The sequence below is a fragment of the Oceanobacillus sojae genome (genome assembly GCF_007991515.1).
In the GTDB taxonomy this organism is placed as follows: domain Bacteria; phylum Bacillota; class Bacilli; order Bacillales; family Amphibacillaceae; genus Oceanobacillus; species Oceanobacillus sojae.
In genome coordinates, this window is the sequence record NZ_BJYM01000010.1 from 152,647 (window position 1) to 174,852 (window position 22,206).

Annotated in this window: 24 protein-coding genes and 1 pseudogene; 19 read left to right on the forward strand and 6 right to left on the reverse strand. The window is 37.8% G+C overall.

Going from position 1 to position 22,206, the window contains the following annotated elements; genetic code table 11:
• Positions 1–71: 71 nt before the first annotated feature.
• The 10 genes and pseudogenes from OSO01_RS12910 (at position 72) to OSO01_RS12950 (ending at position 7,788) form a co-directional block, all read left to right on the forward strand.
• The gene (locus tag OSO01_RS12910) at positions 72–920 is read left to right on the forward strand and encodes an ABC transporter ATP-binding protein (RefSeq protein ID WP_147210856.1); all 849 of its coding nucleotides are present in this window, start codon (positions 72–74) and stop codon (positions 918–920) included.
• Positions 917–1,624, forward strand: a complete 708-nt coding sequence (locus tag OSO01_RS12915; RefSeq protein ID WP_147210857.1) for an ABC transporter permease — start codon at positions 917–919, stop codon at positions 1,622–1,624. The genes OSO01_RS12910 and OSO01_RS12915 overlap by 4 nt, the downstream gene beginning before the upstream one ends.
• 299 nt (positions 1,625–1,923) lie before the next feature.
• Positions 1,924–2,121: pseudogene (locus OSO01_RS12920) on the forward strand (helix-turn-helix transcriptional regulator).
• Positions 2,121–2,573: a DUF3278 domain-containing protein gene (locus OSO01_RS12925; protein WP_147210858.1), complete on the forward strand. Its 453-nt coding sequence runs from the start codon at positions 2,121–2,123 to the stop codon at positions 2,571–2,573. Before OSO01_RS12920 ends, OSO01_RS12925 begins: the two are co-directional and overlap by 1 nt.
• Positions 2,574–2,762: 189 nt before the next feature.
• Complete coding sequence (locus OSO01_RS23935; RefSeq protein WP_281289848.1) at positions 2,763–2,891, forward strand: hypothetical protein; 129 nt, start codon at positions 2,763–2,765, stop codon at positions 2,889–2,891.
• Between the two features lie 803 nt (positions 2,892–3,694).
• On the forward strand, positions 3,695–4,348 hold the full coding sequence (locus OSO01_RS12930; RefSeq protein WP_147210859.1) for an ABC transporter permease: 654 nt from the start codon (positions 3,695–3,697) through the stop codon (positions 4,346–4,348).
• Between the two features lie 21 nt (positions 4,349–4,369).
• Positions 4,370–5,377, forward strand: a complete 1,008-nt coding sequence (locus OSO01_RS12935) for an ABC transporter ATP-binding protein (RefSeq protein WP_147210860.1) — start codon at positions 4,370–4,372, stop codon at positions 5,375–5,377.
• Positions 5,374–6,123, forward strand: a complete 750-nt coding sequence (locus OSO01_RS12940) for an ABC transporter permease (protein WP_147210861.1) — start codon at positions 5,374–5,376, stop codon at positions 6,121–6,123. The genes OSO01_RS12935 and OSO01_RS12940 overlap by 4 nt, the downstream gene beginning before the upstream one ends.
• A gap of 15 nt (positions 6,124–6,138) precedes the next feature.
• Complete coding sequence (locus OSO01_RS12945) at positions 6,139–7,044, forward strand: ABC transporter substrate-binding protein (RefSeq protein WP_147210862.1); 906 nt, start codon at positions 6,139–6,141, stop codon at positions 7,042–7,044.
• 225 nt (positions 7,045–7,269) lie between these two features.
• Entirely contained in the window at positions 7,270–7,788 is a 519-nt protein-coding gene (locus OSO01_RS12950) for a GNAT family N-acetyltransferase (protein ID WP_186813662.1), read from the forward strand.
• A 102-nt stretch (positions 7,789–7,890) separates the two neighbouring features.
• Here OSO01_RS12950 and OSO01_RS12955 read toward each other — a convergent pair whose 3' ends face one another.
• Complete coding sequence (locus OSO01_RS12955) at positions 7,891–9,621, reverse strand: ABC transporter substrate-binding protein (protein ID WP_147210864.1); 1,731 nt, start codon at positions 9,619–9,621, stop codon at positions 7,891–7,893.
• A gap of 122 nt (positions 9,622–9,743) precedes the next feature.
• Between OSO01_RS12955 and OSO01_RS12960 the strand changes: the two genes are divergently transcribed.
• The 4 genes from OSO01_RS12960 (at position 9,744) to OSO01_RS12975 (ending at position 13,891) form a co-directional block, all read left to right on the forward strand.
• Positions 9,744–10,979, forward strand: coding sequence for an MFS transporter (locus OSO01_RS12960; protein ID WP_147210865.1), 1,236 nt, complete (start codon positions 9,744–9,746; stop codon positions 10,977–10,979).
• Positions 10,980–11,424: 445 nt separating this feature from the next.
• Positions 11,425–11,646, forward strand: a complete 222-nt coding sequence (locus tag OSO01_RS12965) for a DUF2569 family protein (protein WP_307725847.1) — start codon at positions 11,425–11,427, stop codon at positions 11,644–11,646.
• Between the two features lie 73 nt (positions 11,647–11,719).
• Complete coding sequence (locus OSO01_RS12970) at positions 11,720–12,640, forward strand: LysR family transcriptional regulator (RefSeq protein ID WP_147210866.1); 921 nt, start codon at positions 11,720–11,722, stop codon at positions 12,638–12,640.
• Positions 12,641–12,736: 96 nt separating this feature from the next.
• On the forward strand, positions 12,737–13,891 hold the full coding sequence (locus tag OSO01_RS12975; RefSeq protein WP_371863300.1) for a 5-methyltetrahydropteroyltriglutamate--homocysteine S-methyltransferase: 1,155 nt from the start codon (positions 12,737–12,739) through the stop codon (positions 13,889–13,891).
• Positions 13,892–14,032: 141 nt separating this feature from the next.
• On the opposite strand, the gene OSO01_RS12980 is transcribed toward OSO01_RS12975, so the two are convergent.
• Both OSO01_RS12980 and OSO01_RS24100 read right to left on the reverse strand, forming a co-directional pair.
• On the reverse strand, positions 14,033–14,230 hold the full coding sequence (locus tag OSO01_RS12980) for a DUF2188 domain-containing protein (RefSeq protein WP_147210868.1): 198 nt from the start codon (positions 14,228–14,230) through the stop codon (positions 14,033–14,035).
• 235 nt (positions 14,231–14,465) lie between these two features.
• Positions 14,466–14,807, reverse strand: coding sequence for a TIGR04104 family putative zinc finger protein (locus OSO01_RS24100; RefSeq protein WP_147210869.1), 342 nt, complete (start codon positions 14,805–14,807; stop codon positions 14,466–14,468).
• A gap of 144 nt (positions 14,808–14,951) precedes the next feature.
• On the opposite strand from OSO01_RS24100, the gene OSO01_RS12990 reads away from it, so the two are divergent.
• The 5 genes from OSO01_RS12990 to OSO01_RS13005 all read left to right on the forward strand — a co-directional run bounded on the left by OSO01_RS12990 (position 14,952) and on the right by OSO01_RS13005 (position 18,371).
• Entirely contained in the window at positions 14,952–16,373 is a 1,422-nt protein-coding gene (locus tag OSO01_RS12990; protein ID WP_147210870.1) for an MDR family MFS transporter, read from the forward strand.
• Between the two features lie 68 nt (positions 16,374–16,441).
• Positions 16,442–17,353: a phosphotransferase family protein gene (locus tag OSO01_RS12995; RefSeq protein WP_147210871.1), complete on the forward strand. Its 912-nt coding sequence runs from the start codon at positions 16,442–16,444 to the stop codon at positions 17,351–17,353.
• A 21-nt stretch (positions 17,354–17,374) separates the two neighbouring features.
• On the forward strand, positions 17,375–17,659 hold the full coding sequence (locus OSO01_RS23735) for a nucleotidyltransferase domain-containing protein (RefSeq protein ID WP_246145158.1): 285 nt from the start codon (positions 17,375–17,377) through the stop codon (positions 17,657–17,659).
• A 47-nt stretch (positions 17,660–17,706) separates the two neighbouring features.
• Positions 17,707–17,910, forward strand: a complete 204-nt coding sequence (locus OSO01_RS23740; RefSeq protein WP_246145159.1) for a hypothetical protein — start codon at positions 17,707–17,709, stop codon at positions 17,908–17,910.
• A 29-nt stretch (positions 17,911–17,939) separates the two neighbouring features.
• A complete protein-coding gene (locus OSO01_RS13005) occupies positions 17,940–18,371 on the forward strand; it encodes an NUDIX hydrolase (protein WP_147210872.1) in 432 nt (143 codons plus the stop codon).
• A 524-nt stretch (positions 18,372–18,895) separates the two neighbouring features.
• Here OSO01_RS13005 and OSO01_RS13010 read toward each other — a convergent pair.
• The 3 genes from OSO01_RS13010 to OSO01_RS13020 all read right to left on the reverse strand — a co-directional run bounded on the left by OSO01_RS13010 (position 18,896) and on the right by OSO01_RS13020 (position 21,778).
• Positions 18,896–19,837: an FAD:protein FMN transferase gene (locus OSO01_RS13010; protein ID WP_147210904.1), complete on the reverse strand. Its 942-nt coding sequence runs from the start codon at positions 19,835–19,837 to the stop codon at positions 18,896–18,898.
• A gap of 126 nt (positions 19,838–19,963) precedes the next feature.
• The gene (locus OSO01_RS13015) at positions 19,964–21,151 is read right to left on the reverse strand and encodes an NADPH-dependent oxidoreductase (protein ID WP_147210873.1); all 1,188 of its coding nucleotides are present in this window, start codon (positions 21,149–21,151) and stop codon (positions 19,964–19,966) included.
• 18 nt (positions 21,152–21,169) lie between these two features.
• Positions 21,170–21,778: an NADPH-dependent FMN reductase gene (locus OSO01_RS13020; protein ID WP_147210874.1), complete on the reverse strand. Its 609-nt coding sequence runs from the start codon at positions 21,776–21,778 to the stop codon at positions 21,170–21,172.
• Positions 21,779–22,206 lie beyond the last annotated feature (428 nt).

Consider the following 22,206-nt stretch of genomic DNA (forward strand, 5'->3'; position numbering starts at 1 on the left):
ATACTGCACTATTCCTTAAATAGCGATATTCTGTGATCACAGACAAATAACTGACGCAGGAGGTTTTTGGAGTGGAGAATATGATAGAAGTGAAATCTTTAGAGAAGATTTTTGGTGATAAACAGGCATTACATGATGTATCTTTCCAGGTTAAAAAAGGAGAAACATTTGGTTTTCTGGGGCCAAGTGGTTCTGGAAAGACAACAACAATAAAGATTTTAACAGGTCAAATGAGGCAGAGTTCAGGTACAGCAAATGTATTTGGTGTACCAGTTTCAAAGTTAAACACACCTGAATATCGAAAACGTTTTGGTGTGGTAACAGATAATAGCGGTTTATACGCAAGACTAACCATTTATGATAACTTAAAGCTTTACGCAGATTTATATGGTACATCTTTACAACGAATTGACGAGGCGCTTGAATCAGTTAACTTAGGTTCTGAGAAAAAAACACAAGTCGCCAAGCTGTCTAAAGGAATGACACAGCGGGTATTATTAGCAAGAACGCTTTTGCATAAGCCTGAGCTATTATTTTTAGATGAACCGACATCTGCATTGGATCCTGCTAACTCCAAGCATATCCATAATGGTTTAAAGGAACTGAATCGACAGGGAACGACCATTTTTCTGACAACACATGATATGGAGGAGGCAGATCATCTGTGCAGCCAGGTAGCCTTTTTAAATAAAGGGGTCGTCCAGCTTTTAGATGAGCCGAAACAGCTGAAAAAACAGTATCGGGAAGAAATTATTGGTATTGAATTAAAGGATGGAAGAGAATTAGAGCTTCCCTTGAAAGCATCAAGTGCTGAGGAAATTCAACAATATATTTCCCGGGAAATGGTGGAGCGTATTTATACAAAAGAACCGACATTAGGAGATATCTTTGTTGAAGTGACTGGGAGGGAGTTAGTATGACATTTTCTGTAAAACGGTTTATGGCTATTTTTCAAAAAGACTTAAAAGATTTATATCGAAATTTGTACGTTTCATCAACAGCACTGATGCCACTTGTATTTGCTGTCATATATAGTCGGGTAGGGGAAGTGCCATTGGCGATGTACTTGTTTGTAATTACTTTATCCCTTGCTTTGGTTGGTACCTTTCTGCAATGTGCGATAATAGCAGAAGAAAAGGAGAAAAATACGTTGCGTGGTCTGATGCTTTCTCCAGCAACATTGACAGAAATTTTAGCTGGGAAAAGTGCTGTTACTATTGTAATTACGATTATTGTAACTGCTGTTAGTATGTTTATCATGGGTTTTTCATTTGACGGAAGAGGCTGGTTAATTGCTGGAATTCTTCTATCTCTGATTTTCTTTATCGCTTTAGGAACTTGGATGGGATTAATCACAAGAAGTGTTTTAGAAGCATCTGTCTATATTCTTCCTGTAATGTTTATATTTGGAATGGCTAATATGTTTATCGGGCTAGCCGATCAGTTCAGCTTCTTACAAGTATTAGAGTATACACCGGGAATTCAGCTGGAAGAAATTGCGAATTTGGGTGAATCAGGAGCAGGTTTTGATGAACTTTGGAAGCCTTTTGCAATTATTGGAGCCTGGGTTGCAGCAACTTTAGTATTAGCTGCTGTTACATTTAAGAAGCGTATGATGGATTAAATAAGGAATAGATTGTTGATTAGAATTAATAGAAGCGAGTTTAATTAAAAGCAAAGCCATTTGAAGAGCAAAAGGAACTCTTCAAATGGCTTTTTTTCTTTTGCAGTAAAGCAATGGTTGGTTTATTTTCTCTACAGTATAAGTTAATTAAGTTCCTGTTTCCAAGCCTGATAAATGCTAACTTTGTTAAGATTACTACAATCATTATCCCAATAATAATTAGATTTTATTAATAAAGTAATGTAACATATAATTAACAAAAGTAATTTATATATTGCATTTATGAGGCGGAGTGAATAATGAGAAATAATGTGAAAATAACACGTGTCAAAACGTCAATGACCCAGCAGCAGTTGGCAAAGAATGTTGGCGTGACGAGATAGACAATTGGATTGATTGAAAAAGGGGAATACAACCCCACACTCTCACTCTGTATTGCAATAGCAAAAGAGCTAGATAAAACATTAGATGAATTATTTTGGGAGGTAGAAGATTAATGAAATCATGGATATCTTTTTTAATGCCGAATGATGAATATAAAGAAAAAAAGATGCTATATTTTTTAGCTGAAGGAGGAGTTCTGCTTTTTCTTTTTCTGGTAATCATGTTTATTAGCGGTAATTTTATAAGCTTAGATACAGCTGTCATTTTGTTAGCAGGTATAGCAATTTTCCTTTTTTATAATTTAGGAAGATATACACTGTCGGGAATCGAACATACTGATATTGCAACGGAAAAGGAATATAAAGGAGCGTTAAGAGCTCTTAAAGCCAGAACTGCTTCCTTTGTTGTTGTGTTTGGAATAGGCTATCTGATATATAAAATAACATCTGATCAAGCAAGCTGGTATGATTTTTTTGGAATGGTAATAAGTGTGGGTGCACTATCATTTTTATTGGAATTCATTTCATTAAAAAAATCTTATAAGAAGAATAAAGAGTTATTATAAAGGTTTTTTGATGATATGTAGAAATATATGACTAGGATTATGCTTAGGTAATTTATTCTATCTGTGTATAAGAGAGCGATAAAATGGAAAATACACCTGTCTCAATAAAAAGAATTATTATAATCTATCTGGTGGCTGTCGCTATTTTTTTGTCTGAATGAATGGGTGAGCAAAAAAGGGGATACGAAGGTGGATATAACTATTCCGGAAGATGCTTTTGTTATTGAAGGATATGTAGTATCAAAGCGCTGGAATGAGATGTGGATTGGATCAATCAGTAAGCTTCTGGCAGGGACTGTCTGGCTTGATTACTTCTGATTATGGGGATAACGTAATTATTCTATCCCCACATCGTGAGATGGAAGGAAGTTTTCTTTTTGGGCAACCTCAAGTAAATCAAAAAATAAGGGTGTACGGTGACTATCTTAGAGAATCTTTTCCGGGAAGAATTTCTGTTTACGCCATAGAAATTATCGAGTAAGATGAATAATATTATTTGAAATACTTGGAAGTGGAAATGTTTAGAAGATATAGCATTCTATTTTCTTTTATAAAAGGATTATATTATTTCACTATTTGCAAAAGCTATTTTTGAGCCATTATTGCCAGGCTTACTAAGTAGTTTTTTTATGAGGTTGAAATAAAACAAGGGTATTTACAGCTTTTGTGGTTTCAAAAAAATTTTTAGGGGAATATATTATAAAAATCATGAAGCTGTTAATCTCCATACAGCATTCGCAATCGTTTCAGCAAAGGTGTAGACGTCCATAACAAAATTATTTTCTCTATCTTCTGCTTTCTGTTTTTTTACAAAGTCTTCGCATTTTATTCCTTCCTCTAATAATGGTGCTTTCTCCAGTTTTATAGACTTAATGATACAGGAGACTCATTCTTGATCTCTCTGTACATTGGGTAAGGTTTTTACAGACAAAATATCCGTCCACCAGTGCATACATCGCCTTGGATATGAACTTCATGTCTTTATGGTTATATACAGATTTTTTATTATGTCGTTTTTCTATTTTTTAAAAATTCAGTATTATTACAGGGGTTATATGGAGATGAGCGGCAGACTGATGCTAATAACAGCTCATTTCGTTATTGAAAAAGGGGGCACTAAAATGAATGAATATCTCGAATATCTGCGTATTAATGCTTCTTACATATGGGGCCTTACAGTTCAACATATAGAACTCGTAGGGATAGCGATAATAATTGCAATTATTATTGGGGTCTCGATTGGCATTTATTTAACAACCAATGAGGATTTGGCAGAAACAGTTTTAGCAGCAGCTTCTGTGCTATTAACCATCCCGAGTATTGCGTTGTTTGGAATAATGATTCCGTTCTTTTCGTTAATCAATCAGGGAATTGGATTTGTTCCGGCGTTAGTAGCATTGGTGCTGTATTCTCAGCTGCCAATTATCCGCAACACCTATTCAGCCATTAAGAATGTGAATCCAGCAGTCATAGATGCAGCGAATGGTATAGGGATGAAGAGAAGCCAAAGACTGGTTCGTGTTGAAATTCCAAACGCACTGCCTGTAATTATGGCAGGTATACGCACAGCGGTGGTTTTAAATATAGGAATTGGAGTTATTGCTGCATTTATTGGTGCGGGGGGTCTTGGGACTTTGATTGTGCAAGGTATTACCCGGACGGATATGTATTCTATTGTTACAGGTTCAATTGTGGTTTCTTTGCTTGCGATTATTGCAGATATGATTCTTCTGTTTATCCAGAAGAGGCTGACACCAAAAGGAATAGCAAACTAACACGGACGAAGGGGTGAACTTATGATTTCATTTAAGCATGTATCTAAATCATATACAGGAACTGAGAAAGCTGTTAACGATGTTAATTTTGAAGTGGAAAAAGGGGAAATTGTAATATTTCTTGGACCATCCGGTTGCGGGAAAACTACACTTCTTCGGATGGTGAACCGTTTGGAGACAATTAGTGAAGGGTCAGTCTTGATTAATGGAGAAGATATTGGCAATCTGAATGAAATTGAACTCAGACGAAATATTGGTTATGTCATCCAAAGTAACGGTTTGTTTCCAAACATGGATATTGAAGAGAATGTAACGATTGTTCCTGATTTACTGGGATGGGACAAAAAGAAAAAACATAACCGCTATAAAGAATTGATGCAATTGATTGGTCTGGATCCAATGGAATACAGGAAACGATTTCCTAATGAGCTGTCTGGGGGGCAGCAACAGCGGATTGGTGTAATTAGAGCACTTGCCGCTGATCCACCGGTTATGCTGATGGATGAGCCGTTTGGCGCTCTGGATCCATTAATTCGTGAAAAAATACAGGATGAATTTTTACAGATTCAGCGCGAGGTCAAGAAAACGATATTGTTTGTCAGTCACGATATTGACGAAGCCATTAAAATGGCAGATAAAATTGTACTTATGCGTGATGGAGAGATTATGCAGTATGGAACACCATCAGATATATTAATCCATCCTAAAAATGAATATGTCTCTCAATTCATAGGAAGGGACCGCGCCATTAAGCATCTTAGTTTACGCACAATTGCTCAGCTGCAAGAAGAAATTGGTCTTGTAGAAATTGATCAGTCTATTGTCGATTCCAAACAGGTGAACATTCATGAGAATTTAAAAGATACGCTTGCGATGTTATTAAATCAAGAGGCGGATCAAGTGATCGTGCACGATGATAATGATGAGGTACAGGGAGCTATCACCATTGACCGTGTGCAAAGATATTTGCATTTGGAAATGCGCCAAAAACCGTCTCAGACCGTAGAAAAAGAGAAGGTGATGGAGTGAATCGGAAAAAGCTTATTGCTAATATTGTCCGTATTTTACTGTATGCTTTTGTCATTGGCTTCTTTATTTACGCAGGGGTAAATGGCTATTTTTCGCCGATTTTCGAACAGACGGATACATTTTGGGTATTGGTAGGGCAGCATCTCAATCTTGTCATGCTTTCTTCTATTTTGGCAGTTGTAATTGCTTTGCCTTTGGCGGTTTTATTTACACGCCCGCGTTTTCGTAAATATGAATGGATTGCTTCGAACGTTGCCAATCTGGCACAGACGGTTCCGAGTTTAGCCGTTTTAGCATTGGCAATTGGTATTTTAGGGGTCGGCTTTAAGCCGGCAGTATTTGCTTTATTTATTTACTCTGTTTTACCGATCTTTCGTAATGCGGTTGCAGGATTTAATTCGATAAATCCCGATCTCATTGATGCAGGGAAAGGGATGGGAATGAAAGCAAGCCAGATTTTTTGGAGAGTGGAAGTGCCGAATGCAGCATACGCAATTATCGGCGGACTCAGGACAGCTATTGTCTTAAACGTTGGAACGGCTGCCCTAGCTTATTATATTGGTGGCGGTGGTTTAGGTGTCTGGATTATGACAGGTATTGAACTTTTTGACAATGCTTATTTAATTTCAGGGGCGATTCCTGTTACACTGCTGGCAATTGGACTTGATTACTTATTAAGAGGAGCAGGTTACGTTATTTCGCCAAAATCAGCAAGCCAGACGGCTGATTCTGCCACTTCGACATAAAGGAGGATTACAAAAATGACTATTTTTAGACGTTTCACCATACTCGTCCTCCTCTGCATCTTTTTAAGCGGATGCTCGGTTTTCGGCGGTGGCGGGAAGTCAGTAACAATTGGCGGGAAAAATTTCACCGAGCAGTATTTACTTACACAAATGACATATTTCTTACTTGAGGAGGAAGGGTTCCAGGTGAAAATGATGGAGAATTTGGGAAGTACAGTTCTCCGGACAGCTCTTGAAAATGGACAGGTCACACTTGCTTGGGATTACACAGGAACAGCGATTGTAACTTATTTGGGGATGGATCCAATAACAGACCCGGATGAAGCATATGAAGAGTTGAAACGAGTTGATCAGAAAAATGGCATTGCCTGGGTGAACCCTTCGAAAGTAAACAATACGTATGCACTTGCTATGACTCGTGACAATGCTGAGGAATACGGGATTGAATCTTACTCGGATTTGGCGGATTATGTGAATGAACATCCAGAAGAATTAACAATGGGCACCGATGCTCAGTTCGCTAATCGTGAGGATGGACTTCCTGGGGTAGAGGAAACATACGGTTTTCAATTTGGAGCAGAAAATATTACGCAAATGGATTCAGGACTTATCTACGAAGCGTTGCAAAGCGGGAACCTCGATGTAGGTGTAGCATATGAAACAAATGCCCAAATTGATGCATTTGACTTGGTTTTATTAGAAGATGACGAAAAGTTTTTTGCTCCTTATAATGCAGCACTTGCTGTGAGTGAAGAATTTCTTGAGGAATATCCGGAAGTTGAGTCCATTCTTGCGCCTCTTGCAGAAAGTCTTGACAGTGAAGTAATGCGTCAGCTCAATTACCAGGTAGACATTGAAAGGCAGAGTGTCGCCATAGTTGCGCATAATTATCTGGTTGAGAATGGCTTTTTGGAGGAATAAAGGTAAAGCGGATTGTCAAGTAGACAGGAAATACTTAAAAGTAATGAATGGCATTACTCTTTATGGGTAATGTCATTTTAAATGTGGTATCCCACTTATTACTTGGGGCTTTATAAATACTGAAATTATATTTTAACCTCATTTAAATGAAGCTTATCCATTTTGTTTATTTAAAATTAGAAATATACTTAAGGAAGACATAAAATTTTAAAAGCAGGTGGTATGGTGAATATCGAAATAAGAAACGGAAATTCTGGTGATTTCCATGATATTATGCAAATCATTAATAAGGCGAGAATCAAACTGGCTGAATCCGGATCGCCACAATGGTCAGAAGAAGATTCCCCGAATGAGGAAGACATAAAAAGTGAGATAGAAAAAGGAAATAATTATCTTTTTACAATAAATAATGTGATTGTTGGTACTGCAATTGTTACGGATGAAGAGGAACAAGCTTATTCGACAATAAGCTGCGGGGATTGGGATGCGTCACAAGGGAGCTATGCGACAATTCATAAATTCGCAATTAATCCGGAGATAAACGGAAAAGGCTATGGAAAAACTTTTCTAAAGCTGCTGCTCTTTGTATGCAAAGAAAAAGGGATGTCTGAAGTGCGAATTGATACATATCCAAGAAATCGGGCAATGCAAAATGTTATTTTATCAGCGGGATTTGCGTTCAAAGGGATTATCCAGCTTCCTTTTGTGAATGGTGAGAGGTATGCGTATCAGTTGTTCTTATAGTAATATAGAGCTTGAAAATCAATGATAAAAAAGGAGATAGACTTAATATATGAATAATATAAGTCTATCCCTCATAGCTAACCATGCAAATTTGGTTTCTTTTTAAAAGGGTTTCCTCCAAACCTTCCGATAATTAATCCGGCCGTTGCTGTTAAGGTGTATATTTTCATAGAGGCTATCCTCTGCTTCATAGACTCCATGGCCCCGGTGATTTAAGAACACGATAAAATGCTGCTTCTTTAAATCCTTTTCTAATTGAAAATAAAGCTCCCATTGCTGTTGAGAATTCTCAGACTGCCGTATTTTAGTGAGCTTTTGTTGAACTTCTTTTTGGACACTGTCAGGAAGCAGAGGGTAAAGAGGCATAGACATACTTTCCATAAATGTCAGAGCAGAAAGTAAATAATCATCGGATAAGAAAACCCCTCCAACAAATAAGTCATAATCTAATATTTTATTTGGGTCTTTCCACTCCGTCTTAGAGAGTAAATTGATTTTAGAATGAATGCCGATATGTTCCAATTGTCTTTGTAAAATAACTGCCTCCCGGTAATGATTCGTATTTCTTCGTATTTGCTGCGCAGCAATTTTTAACGATGACTGGCCGGGGCTGCTGGAGGTCTGGTTTATTTTATTGGGAAAGGTCATTGATTTATCTACAATCAAACTATGTGCAATAATTTCTCCCCGTTTTGCCAGACAAAAATCAGCCGGACGAATCGCTTCAATTAAATCTTTTCGATAATTTTTATCCTGTAAAGGTCCTGGCTTTCTACTATTCAGAATAATAAAATCTGCTCCTTGCTCATACGTAAACTTTTCTACCCATGAGCTGTCCGGTGCTTCTAGTAAAAGCGGATGTGTTTGCTTTGATAAAAACTCTTCGGAGGCTGTAATAACTTCAACCTTATCCAGCCAGGGAGCCAGTCCATAATAATTTTCAAATCGATCCAGTTGAATTTTTTCTTCGCTATATATCGTAAGCTGATAAGGTCCGCATCCTATCGGTTTTGAAGAAAACAGCTTTCCTTTTTCCTTAATAACATCTATAGGAACTATCGAAGCTCGGACATCTGCCAGTAATCTGGGAAACAAATAATCGGACTTATCCAATTGGAAGATAAGTGTTGTCTGATTGATTATTTGTATGTTAAGCAGATTTTTTCTGATGGCACTGTCCTCTGTGAAACGGAGAATTGTAGTCTTTACATCATTTGCATGTAATATTCTGCCATGATGAAACCGCACATTTTTTCGTAAATAAAAAATCCATTGCTTTCCGTCCTTGCTTTCCCAGCAGTGTGCAATTGCAGGTTCAAGAGTCTCCGTTTCTGGATTATATTCTACTAGCCGATCAAAGATTTGCTGAATCATATGACTGTCATGACGTGAGCTTGCATCGAGGGGGTCCATACATAAACGAACAGGATAAAATGGATAACGAAGCACATCTAAGGATGCGTTTTTATCCGCTGAAACTTGAGTAATCCCGATCTGCTGCTGAAACCAGACACGAAACTTTTCCTGATAGGCGGCACTCGCCTGCTGAACTACAGTAAACCCCTTCTGATAAATTTCCTTTTCTATTAATCCCTTCGCCTGCTCCAGCAGAATATCATCTTTTTCAAAATGCAATGTAATTACCGGTTTTTTTCCTCTCCCCTGAGAAACGTGCCATGTTATCCATTGTTTAGCAGCTAAATGATGGATAACCGTTTTAGTATGTCTTTCGGAGCATTGAAAGACACTAGCCAGATCCGCAATGGTTGTTTCCGCCTTATTTTCTGAAGTGAAATAATCCAGCAGCTTAGATGCATATTTGTGATGTTTCACCAGCCATTCTCCTTTCCATTTCAAAAAGGTGAACAATAATAATTTATAATCCTCACTTTTTATTCATCTTTTCACAACTTACACTAAAAGTAAATAGCAGACAGTGAGGGAGAGATGATGGAATGGAAATAAATCAAGTAAAACTAGAGAAAGAAGTGCCGGTTTCTTTATGGAGAAATAAAAATTTCCTGTTTTTATGGGGAGGGTCAACCGTACAAAGTATTGGCTTGCAAATGTATATTCTAGCAGTTCCGCTATTGATTTACAGCATGACAGAGTCTGCTCTGGCAATGAGTACGATGAGGGCTATTGATTTCTTCCCAAATATTTTTCTTGGGATTATTGCCGGAGTGCTGGTTGACCGGGTGAATCGGAAAACGATGATGCGTTGGACAAGTCTGATTTCCATCATTGCTTCGCTGGGGATGATTCTTCTTCTTTTATCAAATACGATGCAGGTGTGGCATCTATATATTCTTGGCTTTATATTATCTTCAGCCGGTTATACATTTGGAAATGCACAACATTCTGCCATGCCGCAGATTGTTTCCAAGGAACAGCTTACTTCAGCAAACGCCAAGCTTTCCTTTGTAGGAACATTTATTCAAACAGTCGGTCCGGGACTTGCCGGAATGTTATTAAGCATACTGACGACTGCATCTGTGTTATCGATTTATTTGGTAAGCTTAATCATTTTATTTATTTGTGTGCAGTTTGTTCAGGTTCCGGAGGAGGAAAGACTGAAAACAAAACAAGCAGGAAGCTGGAGACTGGAAATTAAAGAAGGCTGGAACGAACTATTTCGAAATAAAACCTTGCTTACGCCTACAATTGCAATTATCTTTACTAATCTGGCGATGAGTCTTGTTATCGGCGTGCTTGTTTTTTATACGGCTGACCAGCTGCATGCGTCGGAAAAAGAAATTGGTTTGATGTTTTCAATTTCTTCGCTGGGCGGTTTGCTGGGAGCATTGGCCGTGAAACCGCTGCGCAGGAAATTTAACAGAGGAAGAATTTTTACGAGCTTTTTTTTAGTCGATGTTGTTGCAATGGTGCTTCTGTCTCTTGCAAATACATGGTGGTTATTAGGAATCAGCCTGGCTATCCGTACTTTTTCAACTGTTATATCCAATATTATTTATCTGGCTATCCGGCAGGAGGTAACTCCAAACCATATGCTTGGAAGAGTTGCCGGAACTGCTTCTATGTTTATGAAACTGATGCTGCCACTGGGGTTATTTATTGCTGGAATTTGGGCAGAATGGCTACCTGTTCCACCGCTATTTCTATTTTCAGCAGTTATTTTTCTTGCACTATTTATTTGGCTGTCCCGGCATCCTTTCCGGAAAGTAGAGTAGATCAGGCAAAATTCTGTTTGGATAAAAGTGTTATCAAATGAGAAGATTAAAAGTTCTATTCTGATTTAGCCATCGATTATAAAAAATAAGGAAATACTGATAATCAGGATTGGAAATGGTTCTGTCAGACTAAAAAAAGTTGAAGGAATATCCTGAATTTGCTATATTGAGTCTACATTAAGTAGAAAAGAGGACGTCTCATTGGAAGAAAAAAACATAGAAAATCAGCCTGGATTTAGAGATTATTTAGTCGAGAACCCTCTTGACTTTAGTCATGAGATGAATCGGCTTCGGACAAGGGTTAACTTCTGCTAACTCCAGTATCTCTCGCGTGATTTAAAGGGCAAGACATTGGTCTTGTTGTCCGCTGTAAATTCTAAAGGTCTCAAGACCTTACAAGCCTGTGACTTCAGTCATGGGTTGTTGACTTATCTACATAACAAACATTATTTTAATATTCTTCTATTTTTTTATTATATATTCATGGATCAAAAGGAAACGAATATTGCCAAAGCTGATGATAACAGCTTATACTATTAATATTTTATCGCATCTGCCTGTCCTGTTTATGGAAGGAGAAACAGGCGGGGATTCTATTCTGCCCAGTGTCCTTTGGATTTTATATTTCATCAGGTCCCGGCGTGTCAAGGCGACTTTCACCAATTGATGTAGTTTAGATGGGAAAGAATGAAGAAATTGCAGTTATTTTTTTATTGATCTTTTTATAAGGGAGGAAAGAGATGACCTTACAACAATTAAAATATGTCATAGAAGTAGCAAGAAGCCGTTCCATTTCCAAAGCAGCCCAAGTTTTATTTATCAGCCAACCAAGCTTGTCCAATGCATTGAAGGAACTAGAAAAAGAAATTGGCATTAAAATATTTTCACGTACCAATAAGGGAATTCATATAACCAAGGAAGGATCCGAGTTTCTAGGCTATGCCAGACAAGTTCTGGAGCAGGCAGAGCTGCTGGAAAACCGCTATTCCAACAATGCAGCGCCGCAGCATCATTTTGCTGTCTCTGCCCAGCATTATGCCTTTGCTGTCAGTGCCTTTGTCCGCCTGTTAAAGGATTATGACCGAGATGAGTATGATTTTACATTTAGGGAAACAAGGACCTATGAAATAATTGAAGATGTCAAAAATTTAAACAGTGAAATCGGGATTATGTATATCAATGATTTCAATGAGCAGGTGATTCGGAAATTTTTAAGGGAAGGGAATTTAGCCTTTCACCGCTTATTTGAGGCAACGCCGCATGTGTTTATCAGCGGGGATAATCCATTAGCGGAAAAGGATTACGTTACTCTGGAGGATTTAGAGCCCTACCCCTATCTGCTGTATGAACAGGGAGATTATAATTCATTTTATTTTTCAGAAGAGATATTGAGCACGCTGACCCGCCCGAAAAATATCCATGTCCGGGACCGGGCGACAATGTTTAATCTGCTGATTGGTCTTAATGGCTATACGATATCTACAGGGGTTATCAGCCAAAAGCTGAATGGCGATAATATTATAGCAGTGCCTTTGAAGGTCGATGAAATCATTAATGTCGGCTATATTGTTCATAAGGATATTGAGCTTAGTCCGATGGCGGAAACGTATATTGCATATTTGCAGACCAGTATTGAGGAAGAACGGCAAAGTTTATTATAGATTAAAGCTATAACAAACGATAGATTTTAGGTGTTATCTGATAATGAATTTACTGTGATAGACTAATCTACAACCAATGAAATGAGGGAGAGATCAGTGATGACAGTAGCGAGTAAAGAAGGCGTACGCGCAGAAACACCATTCCGATTTGATAACGTGGGAAGCTTCCTGAGACCGGAAAAATTAAAGGAAGCACGCAAAGCTTTTGCAAAGGGGACTATTTCGGAACAGGATTTAAAAGCTGTAGAGGATGAAGCAATTAAAGATTTAATCCAAAAGCAAAAAGAAGTCGGTTTAAAAGCAATTACAGACGGAGAATTTCGCCGTTCCTGGTGGCATCTTGATTTTATGTGGGGGCTACAAGGTGCAAAAAAGCAGGATATTGCTCAAGGTTATAAATTTCAAGGGGAAGAAACAAGACCAGAAACGGCTGGTTTAACTGGAAAAATCAGTGGAGAAACCCACCCGTTTGTCGAGCACTTCCAATTTGTGCAGCAGTTTGCTGACGAGGAGGTAGTTGCCAGACAAACGATTCCTGCACCGGCGCAATTTTTAGCAGAATTACAACGCCCGGAAAATGTGGAAGTAACGAATAAGATTTATCCGAATCAGGATGAATTAATAGAAGATATTGCAGCAGCATATCGAACAGTTATCAAAGATTTATATGAAGCAGGGTGCAGAAACCTGCAGGTGGATGATTGCACATGGGGAATGCTGGTCGATGAAAAATATTGGGCCAGCCGTCATGATGGTGCGAATGTTGAAGATATCGGTACACTTTATGTAAATTTAAATAATAAAGCAATCGAAAATCATCCAGAGGATCTTATCATTACAACCCATGTGTGTCGTGGGAACTATCATTCAACATGGGCTTCATTAGGTGCTTATGATACTATTGCCAAAATTTTATTTGCACAAGAGAAGGTTAGAGCTTACTACTTAGAGTTTGATACAGAGCGTGCAGGAGGATTTGAATCACTGGTCAATGTAAGTGACAACAAGCTTGTCGTATTAGGGTTATTTTCTTCTAAGCTTCCAGAGCTGGAGGATAAAGATCAGATCAAAGAGCGCATTGAAGAAGCCGCAAAGTATGTTCCGATTGATCGCTTATGTATCAGTCCGCAATGTGGTTTTGCATCAACAGAAGAGGGAAATATTCTTACGGAAGAACAGCAATGGGATAAATTGCGTCTAGTAAGAGAAGTTGCTGAGGACGTTTGGGGAGAACAGCATCGTAGGTTTTAACACTCTATTTACCTCCATTTTTACAGCTCTAATTTTTAATAAAAGCATTCATTCAACGGAAATATAGAAAAGGAAGCGCTGGTTAGCAGTGCTTCCTTTTACATATTTATTATAGTAACCTTATAATCGAAACGTAGAATGCTAGAAGTTTTTTTCTTCTTGGATATTGTCGTCCTTATCCCTGATTTCCACCTTGCTTGGTGTATTCTCTTTTGCCATTTGCTCTGCAGCAGAAATTGCATCATCTTTTGAGCCATAAACTTCTTCCGGTGCGACGTCCTCCAGTTTTACAATCCAGCTCGTTTCATCTGCATTTGGTACTACACTGAATGTTTTCATTTTGTCCAACTCCTTTATAGCGATGTTAAAGAAAGTTTTCCCTTTGTTTGAGTGAGTAAAACATGATATAAGAAGAAATTTCACAATTCTTAGCGGTGGCGAGCAATTGTGGGATATATGTTGTATTCAAATATTTTATCGGAATATTGATATAGAAACAAAGGTGTCAGGTACCTGTTCATTTCAAATAGTTTTCTAATTTACATCTCCTTGGCATGTAGCAACCAACAAAAAGTCAAAAGAAAAATTCCTCTTTATTAGTCAGTTTTAATACTGCAGGAAAAAGACTAAGAACAGCAATACCTCCAAGGATAAGCCAGCTGAAAATAAACCATATTGGTATATTAAATAAATTTAAAAGAAGAGCTATCAAAGGAATAAAAATCAAGAAATAAAATTTTGTTCTTGATTTTTTGGTAGCATATTGCTTCTCCTCACAATAAGGGCAAATATATGCGGTGTCTATGGTTGTGGTTGATTTCATTGTTTGCTTCCAAGTCCATTTATGTTGACAATGCTGACAAGTTGGCATAATAATCACATCTCTCATCAGATAGTTATATGGGTATTGTAACATACAGGAAATTGATATTTCATTTCTTGCATAGAGCAGAAGTAAAAAAAGGCTAGCATCTTTTCAGCTTTTCCTTTAATCTATAGTAAGCCGATTACTATTTCGAAAACAAAAATAAAATTTAACTGCAAGAGGAGACATAGATAGATGAATCAAATACATAGACCGACTGTTGTCGCATTGTTGCTGGCGGGGGCTTTTATTTCTATTTTAAACCAGACATTGATGATTACTGCTATACCGCCAATTATCAATGAAATGGGTGTGACGCCGAACAGCGCACAGTGGCTGACAACCGTATTTATGCTGGTCAATGGGATTATGATCCCTGTCAGTGCTTTTTTAATTGAACGTTTTACAACGAGGCAGCTTTTTTTAACTGCAATGAGTGTATTTGCTGTTGGAACATTCATTGGCGGAATTGCGCCGAATTTTGAGTTTTTAATTATGGCCAGAGTGATCCAATCCCTGGGAGCTGGAGTTATGATGCCATTAATGACGACTGTATTTTTATTAATATTTCCTATTAATAAAAGAGGCTCTGTCATGGGACTGATTGGACTGGTAATTTCCTTTGCTCCGGCAATTGGACCGGTTATCTCGGGCTGGGTAACAGAGCATTATACATGGCGTGTATTATTCTATATTATTTTGCCGATAGCTATTATTGATATTATTATCGCATTCTTCGCTTTACGCAATGTAACTGAAGTGAAGAAAACCAAGTTTGATGTTCTTTCTGTTATTCTATCTTCATTTGGTTTTGGAGGAATTCTTTATGGTGTTACCAACGCAGGTAACTTCGGCTGGGGAGCGCCAATCACACTGGTTACATTGGCTGTCGGTATTCTTTCTCTGATTCTATTTATTTTGCGTCAGCTTAAATTAAGGCATCCAATGCTTGAATTTAGAGTATTTAAGTATGCTATTTTCCCGTTCAGTGTATTTATTGGTTCGATCACGTTTATGGGATTGATTGGAACGGAGACATTGATTCCGCTTTTTATGCAAAATATGCGAGATTTTACAGCTTTCGAAGCGGGATTGTCCATGCTTCCAGGTGCTTTAATCACTGGTTTATTGGGGCCATTTGTAGGCCGGCTGTTTGATAGAATTGGCGGAAGATGGATTGTACTGCCGGGATTGATAATTATCACTTTGGCAACTGTTCCATTTATGTTTCTTGATGTGAACACAACCTTTACTTTTGTCATTGTTATGTATACAGTGCGGATGCTTGGGTTGGCAATGATTATGATGCCTATTCAGACAGCGGCATTGAACCAGCTGCCGAAAGAACTTATTCCGCACGGCGCTGCATTAGATGGAACGATGCGTATGGTAGCTGCTTCAGTCGGTACAGCAATCCTTGTAACGATTATGACATCTGTTGCCACGATGACAGAGGGCAGTGAAACAATTGTCCGTCCGGATATTTTTGGTGTGAATGTAGCATTTGCAGTTATTGCTGTGCTGGCATTATGTACATTCATCGCTTATTTCTTTATTAAATTTGACCCGTCTCCGGCTGAACAGGCAAAGTTGGAAAAGGGAAATCGTGTATCATAAAAACATTAAAAATCCTCGTTTGCTTTTTTAGTAAGACGAGGATTTTTGTATAAAGAAGGAGAGGTTGTATGGCTTATATTTCTAAAAAACTAAAGCACTGGATCGTTTCTCATTTTTCAAACAAGGCAGTTATTCACCATGTTCATCCGTTAGAAGGCAGTACGACCGCCGTTATGTATATAATCGGTTTGTATTTATCTTCCGGTGAAAGCAGGGAATTGGTACTGCGTCAATATGAAAAGAGCAGCTTTACAGCGAAAGATATTAAACAGGAGGTAGACAGTCTGAAGGCGGCAGCATTATTAGCTGTTGAAACACCGCAATATATTGCTGCTGATCCTGATGGAGAAATTATCGGCAAACCGCTTCTTTTAATGAGCAAAATAGAAGGTAAGATAAATATTTTGCCCGAAAATCAGGTGGTATGGTTAAGCAAGCTGGCAGAAATATTAGCTCAGATTCACGATAATTCAATCATTGATTTCCCATGGCAGCATGAGCGTTATCAAAAAGCGGATGAAATCGAAATTCCAGCCTGGTCTGGTAAACAGGAAGTATGGGAGGCTTTAAAGGAGATAGTGCTACAGCCGGAGCCAAGCTATACACCAAAATTTATTCATCGGGATTTTCATCCGGTGAATGTACTTTGGAAGAATAACGAGGTAAGTGGTGTGGTAGATTGGGCAAATGGCTGCATAGGTCATGCAGGTATTGATGTAGGACACTGTCGCTGGAACCTTGCCATGCTATATGGTGTGGAAGCTGCGGATGCTTTTTTATCTGCCTATCAGGAAAAAAATAAGCATCATTTTTCCTATGACGTTTATTGGGATATTGTTTCATTAATGGATGTTTTGGAAGGACAGCCGGATGTTTATCCTGGATGGGGAACTTTTGGGAAAAAGGATATTACTGTGGAAAAGATGATTGAAAGAATGGATTGTTACGCGGTTTCACTGTTGCAGAAAACAGATGAATAGTAGGGAGCAGGGGGAAAAGTTATGGATTTTAACCAGCTAAATACACAAACAAAGAACCAACTAGTAATTCTGAGGGAGCTGCAGGCACTTTTTGAAAAACATAAGCTGCAAATGTGGGTGAAAGGCGGATGGGCAATTGATTTTCTGCTTGGTAAGGTTACCCGGACTCATGAAGATATTGACTTAGTTACCTGGATTCAAAATAGAGAATTTCTAGAAGAAGAGCTGGTAAAAGCAGGGTATAAACAAATAGCTGTGAAAGAACCTTTTTTTAACAGGCAATCTGATTTTCAAAAAATAATGTAGATCTTTCCATTAACTACATTACTTATCACAGTGACGGCAGTCTTATTATGAATGGTTTGCCCGAGTGGATTTGGCGTGCCGATTCGCTATTAGATGAAAATTTTCCCTTGGACAATGTTACTACAAAGGTTATCCATCCGAAACAGCTTTTAGAGGAAAAAGAAGTGTATAAGGAAATTGGACGGCCATATCGACTAAAGGACGAAGAAAGTAAAAAGATATTACGCAGCATCTTATCAGAACGGAACTAAGGAAAGTATAATACGAGGGGGATGTTTCAATGGAGAGAGTAGATGTGGTTTATGCTTTGATTTTAGATGAAAATGAAGAAAAAATTTTAATGGTGAAAAATATAAAGCATGATGATTGGACGATGCCTGGCGGGGCAGTGGAAAAGGGAGAAATCTTATCTGAAGCAGTTGTCCGGGAAGCGAAAGAAGAAACTGGTTTGACGATAGAAGCTGGAGATATACTTTCGGTGAATGAAGCATTTATGGAAAAATATAATCATCATGCAATCTTTTTTACGTTTATGGCAAAGGTCATCAGTGGAGAAATTTCGATACAGGATACAGAAACGATTGCGGATACAGCATGGGTGAGCATAGAAGAAGCGGATAAAAGAATGCCATATCATAAAGAGGGAATTAGAAACTTGTTAGAAAAGGCAGTTCCATATGTGTTTCAGGGAAGAGTAATAGAAAAGGTGTAGAGCAGGCCAATCCTTGGACTTTTTGAACATCTTCTTAAATGAAGTGGAAGGTGTGCCTTGATGAAGAAAAACAATATAATTGTATTAGGAAGTTTTATTTTAGCGGTTATACTTGGTATATTCGGGCAAGACTTTGCTTATCTTTTGAATGGGATTTTCCCAGAATCATACCCGATATATAATTTATCTGTTTTAACATTGATAAGTATATTCTTATTTTAAAATTCTCTAGTTATGATCTATTTTCAGTATAAGAAACAAAGAATAAATAAAGAAAAGCTTGGCATATATATTACGCTGTTTGTAATTACCGGATTACTCACCTCTTGGTGGTCTCTATTTGTTTTAGCCATGTGGTGGGGCTGACTGATTTAAATAGTTTTAAGCGCTCTATTTCTGATTAAAAACACTCCTCTGATTGTCAAAATTAAGAAGAGTGTTTTATGTTTGTGAAAAAGTGAAATTGAAGACTCATTTTAAATCAGGATGTAAAAGTCTTGTTCCGGCTTTCTAAAGACACAGAATTATGAAATGTCCTCACTAATATATGGTTTAAGAGCTTCCGTATAACAAATCTCACTATCTGTCGTAACGACAATCCCTTCAATATCTTCCAGTTGATTCAACGTATCAATAATTTGCCGGGGTGTCTTTCCAAATAAACGGCTGGTCCATATTTCCCCATCAACGGACTTTTTTGAAACTACTGTTAAACCGGCGATTTCTGATTTAATCGGATATCCGGTTTGAGGGTTCAAAATATGGTGATATGTTTTGTTATTTTTAGTAAAACTTCTTTCATAAATCCCGGATGTAACAACGGATTGATTGAATGCTCTTAAAACAGCGATATAATTTCCACGTGGGAGAAAAGGATGTTGAATCCCTATCCGCCAATAACCATCCTCGTGTTTGGAAGAAGCACCATGTGTTATGACATTCCCGCCTAAATTAATTAAAGCTTCCGATACATTCATCGATTCCAAATCATGAATAAGCAGATCAGCAATAAACCCTTTTGCCAGAGCGCCTAAATCAATAAACATGTCAGCATGCTTTAGAAATACGGTTCGTTCCTTGTCATCCAGTATGATGTCACAGGCATTAGTTTTGCTGAGTAAGGATTCAATGGATGTCTGGGAGGGAACATCAGCATCCTCAAATCCAATACGCCAGGCTTGAACAAGAGGACCAATTGCAATGTTCAAGGAACTGTCTGCCTGAGTGCTGTGTTCCTTACCGATTTTGATTAATTCGTATAAACTTGACTTCACTTTTACTGGTTTAATCCCTGCGTTTTTGTTCACTTCCATTAATTCTGAAGCAGAATCATGCGCACTAAAACGTTTCTCATATTCCTTCAGTCGGAGGATCAGCTCTTCCAAAACAAAATCTGCATAGTCATGCTGAACAGATAATTGAATAACAGTTCCCATCATATGTATTTCACGAGTTTGCATTACCATATTATCACCCTTTTGTATTCTTATACTTTGAACATCCTCTAATAAATTATTATTCACCTTAGAAAATAAATGCTTGAATGAAATTCGAAAAAGAGGCCAATATGACCTCTTTTTTATTAACTGTCTTTAAGCTTTGGCCGTTGCTCCTGACACGGTGTCTACTTTTGAAGTAGCTCCTGATACGGCATCTACATCGCCACCGGTTAACTGTTGACCTGTCTGTTCTAAATACCAGTCAATCACCGGTTGAATATCTTGTACATATTCATTGATTCCAAGATAATTCCCATTGTCATCACGTACAGCCTGGTAGCTGTGGACTACAAATTTATCTGGACCATGTGTAGGCACCTGCGTCCGTACCACATCTTGTTTCCCGCTGCGTAATTGTTGAATAACCCAGGAAACGCTGCTGAACACTCTTTCCGGGTGGCATTCTGCCAGTGGGCTTCCTACTTGTTCCGGCCTGCGTCCTGCCAGCATATCTTCCTTCTCCATATGGTGGTTATAGTATAAGAATTGGTTATTGCTGTCTGCATAAGTCAATTCCGCCGGCATGGAATTCAAGAAATAATTGAGCTGATTGACCGTTAAAAGCCCGCGATTTAATTTAACATAAGTATTACCTTCCACTGCCTGTGTTGCTTCGGCAGCCTGTTCGAGCCAGTCATCAGCTGACATGTCGATACCTTCAACAGTTGTATCAATTGCTCCAGTAGCATATAAATCCTCTGCATCGGATAGATCCTTCATTCCTTCAGGTGATTGCAGAACATTGACAACATTGATAAAACGGATAAATTTCTTTATACAAGTTTCTAAGAATTGGGCTGTTTGCGCATCCTTCAGGTTTTCATTTTCATCAAATGCATCATAAACTTCACCCAATAAAAATTCATTTCCCGGCATAACGACAGCGTTTACACCAGGTGCATCTAATACTTGCCGCAGATGCAATTGAGATCGTGAAGATCCTTGAACATCATAAGAAGCCCCCACAATCATTACTGGTTTTCCATCAAGAGGATGTATTTTAAACGATAGCCATTCCAAGACACTTTGTAATGCGGACGGGATGGAGTGGTTATATTCCGGCGTAGCAATAATAACACCATCTGCTTCCACAATTTTTTTATTTAAATTTTGGATTACTTCACTATTTGTTTGATCGTCCGATTGATTGAACATTGGTACATCTTTAATATCCAGAACTTCAACGTCAATTAATTTCTTGAAGTTTTTTGCAATAAAATTTAATAACAGACGGTTATAAGAAAATTCAGCATTTGATCCTACAATTCCGACAAGTTTCATCTGTATACCTCCTAATAATTATTTGGCTTCCCATGAGTAGCTTGGTGCTTGTTTTTGATGAGATTCATTCGCATTAACTAACTGATTGGTAATATCAACAAAATGTACAAAGTCATTAAAAATCCGCTCAAGAGCTTCTATTTTACGTTGATCCGTTAAATTGCCATTATCATCAAAGGCCTGTAAGGAATAACCGATTAAAAATTCAGAACTTGGCATAATACGTGCCTTCAATTCAGGTGCATCAAGCATCTGCCGTAAATGACTCTGCGCACGGGAAGAGCCTAATTTTCCATAGGAAGCTCCAGTCAGCATAACCGGCTTATCAATTAATGCCTGATTCGTATAGGATAACCATTCTAATGTACTTTTTAATGCCGCCGGTACGGAGTGATTATACTCCGGAGAACTGATGATTACTCCATCTGCTTCTCTTATTTTGTCCGCGAGTTCCTGTACTTCATGAGGTGCTTTCCTGTCTTCCGGCTTATTAAAAGCAGGTAAGTTTTTAATTTCAAAAATTTCAATGTTAGCCTGATCTTTAAAATGCTTTTGAATAAATTGCAGCAAGAGACGATTGGTTGAATAATCTGAATTTGATCCTAGTATACTTATAAAGTTCTTCATTTTATTGCTCCTCTCTTATAATGAAATAGAAAAAGTTTGTGAAGTTTATCACAATTTAATTGTAATACGTTTAGGTGAAAAATACAAGGGTGCTGTGTAAAATAATTTTAAATTGTAAGATTTTTTTGGAAGGATTATAGTAACTGCCATGACAAAATACTGATACCGTTCAGAATTGTCCAGTTTTCTGTTATAAAGTGAAAAAAATGATTTTTCAGTAAGGAATTATTGCTAATTTTTCCGTCATATGTATATAGCAACTCTCTATATTTTTGATATACCCCTTCCTTCTGTTTTAAAACGTACGATATTGTTCAATATTAACCTTCATAAATTCAACATTAAATTAACTAATCAAGAGAGAGGTTTGTAAAAGTAAACAGAAAGAAGGTAATTTTTAAGAAAGCTACAATTTAAAGAAAGTGACT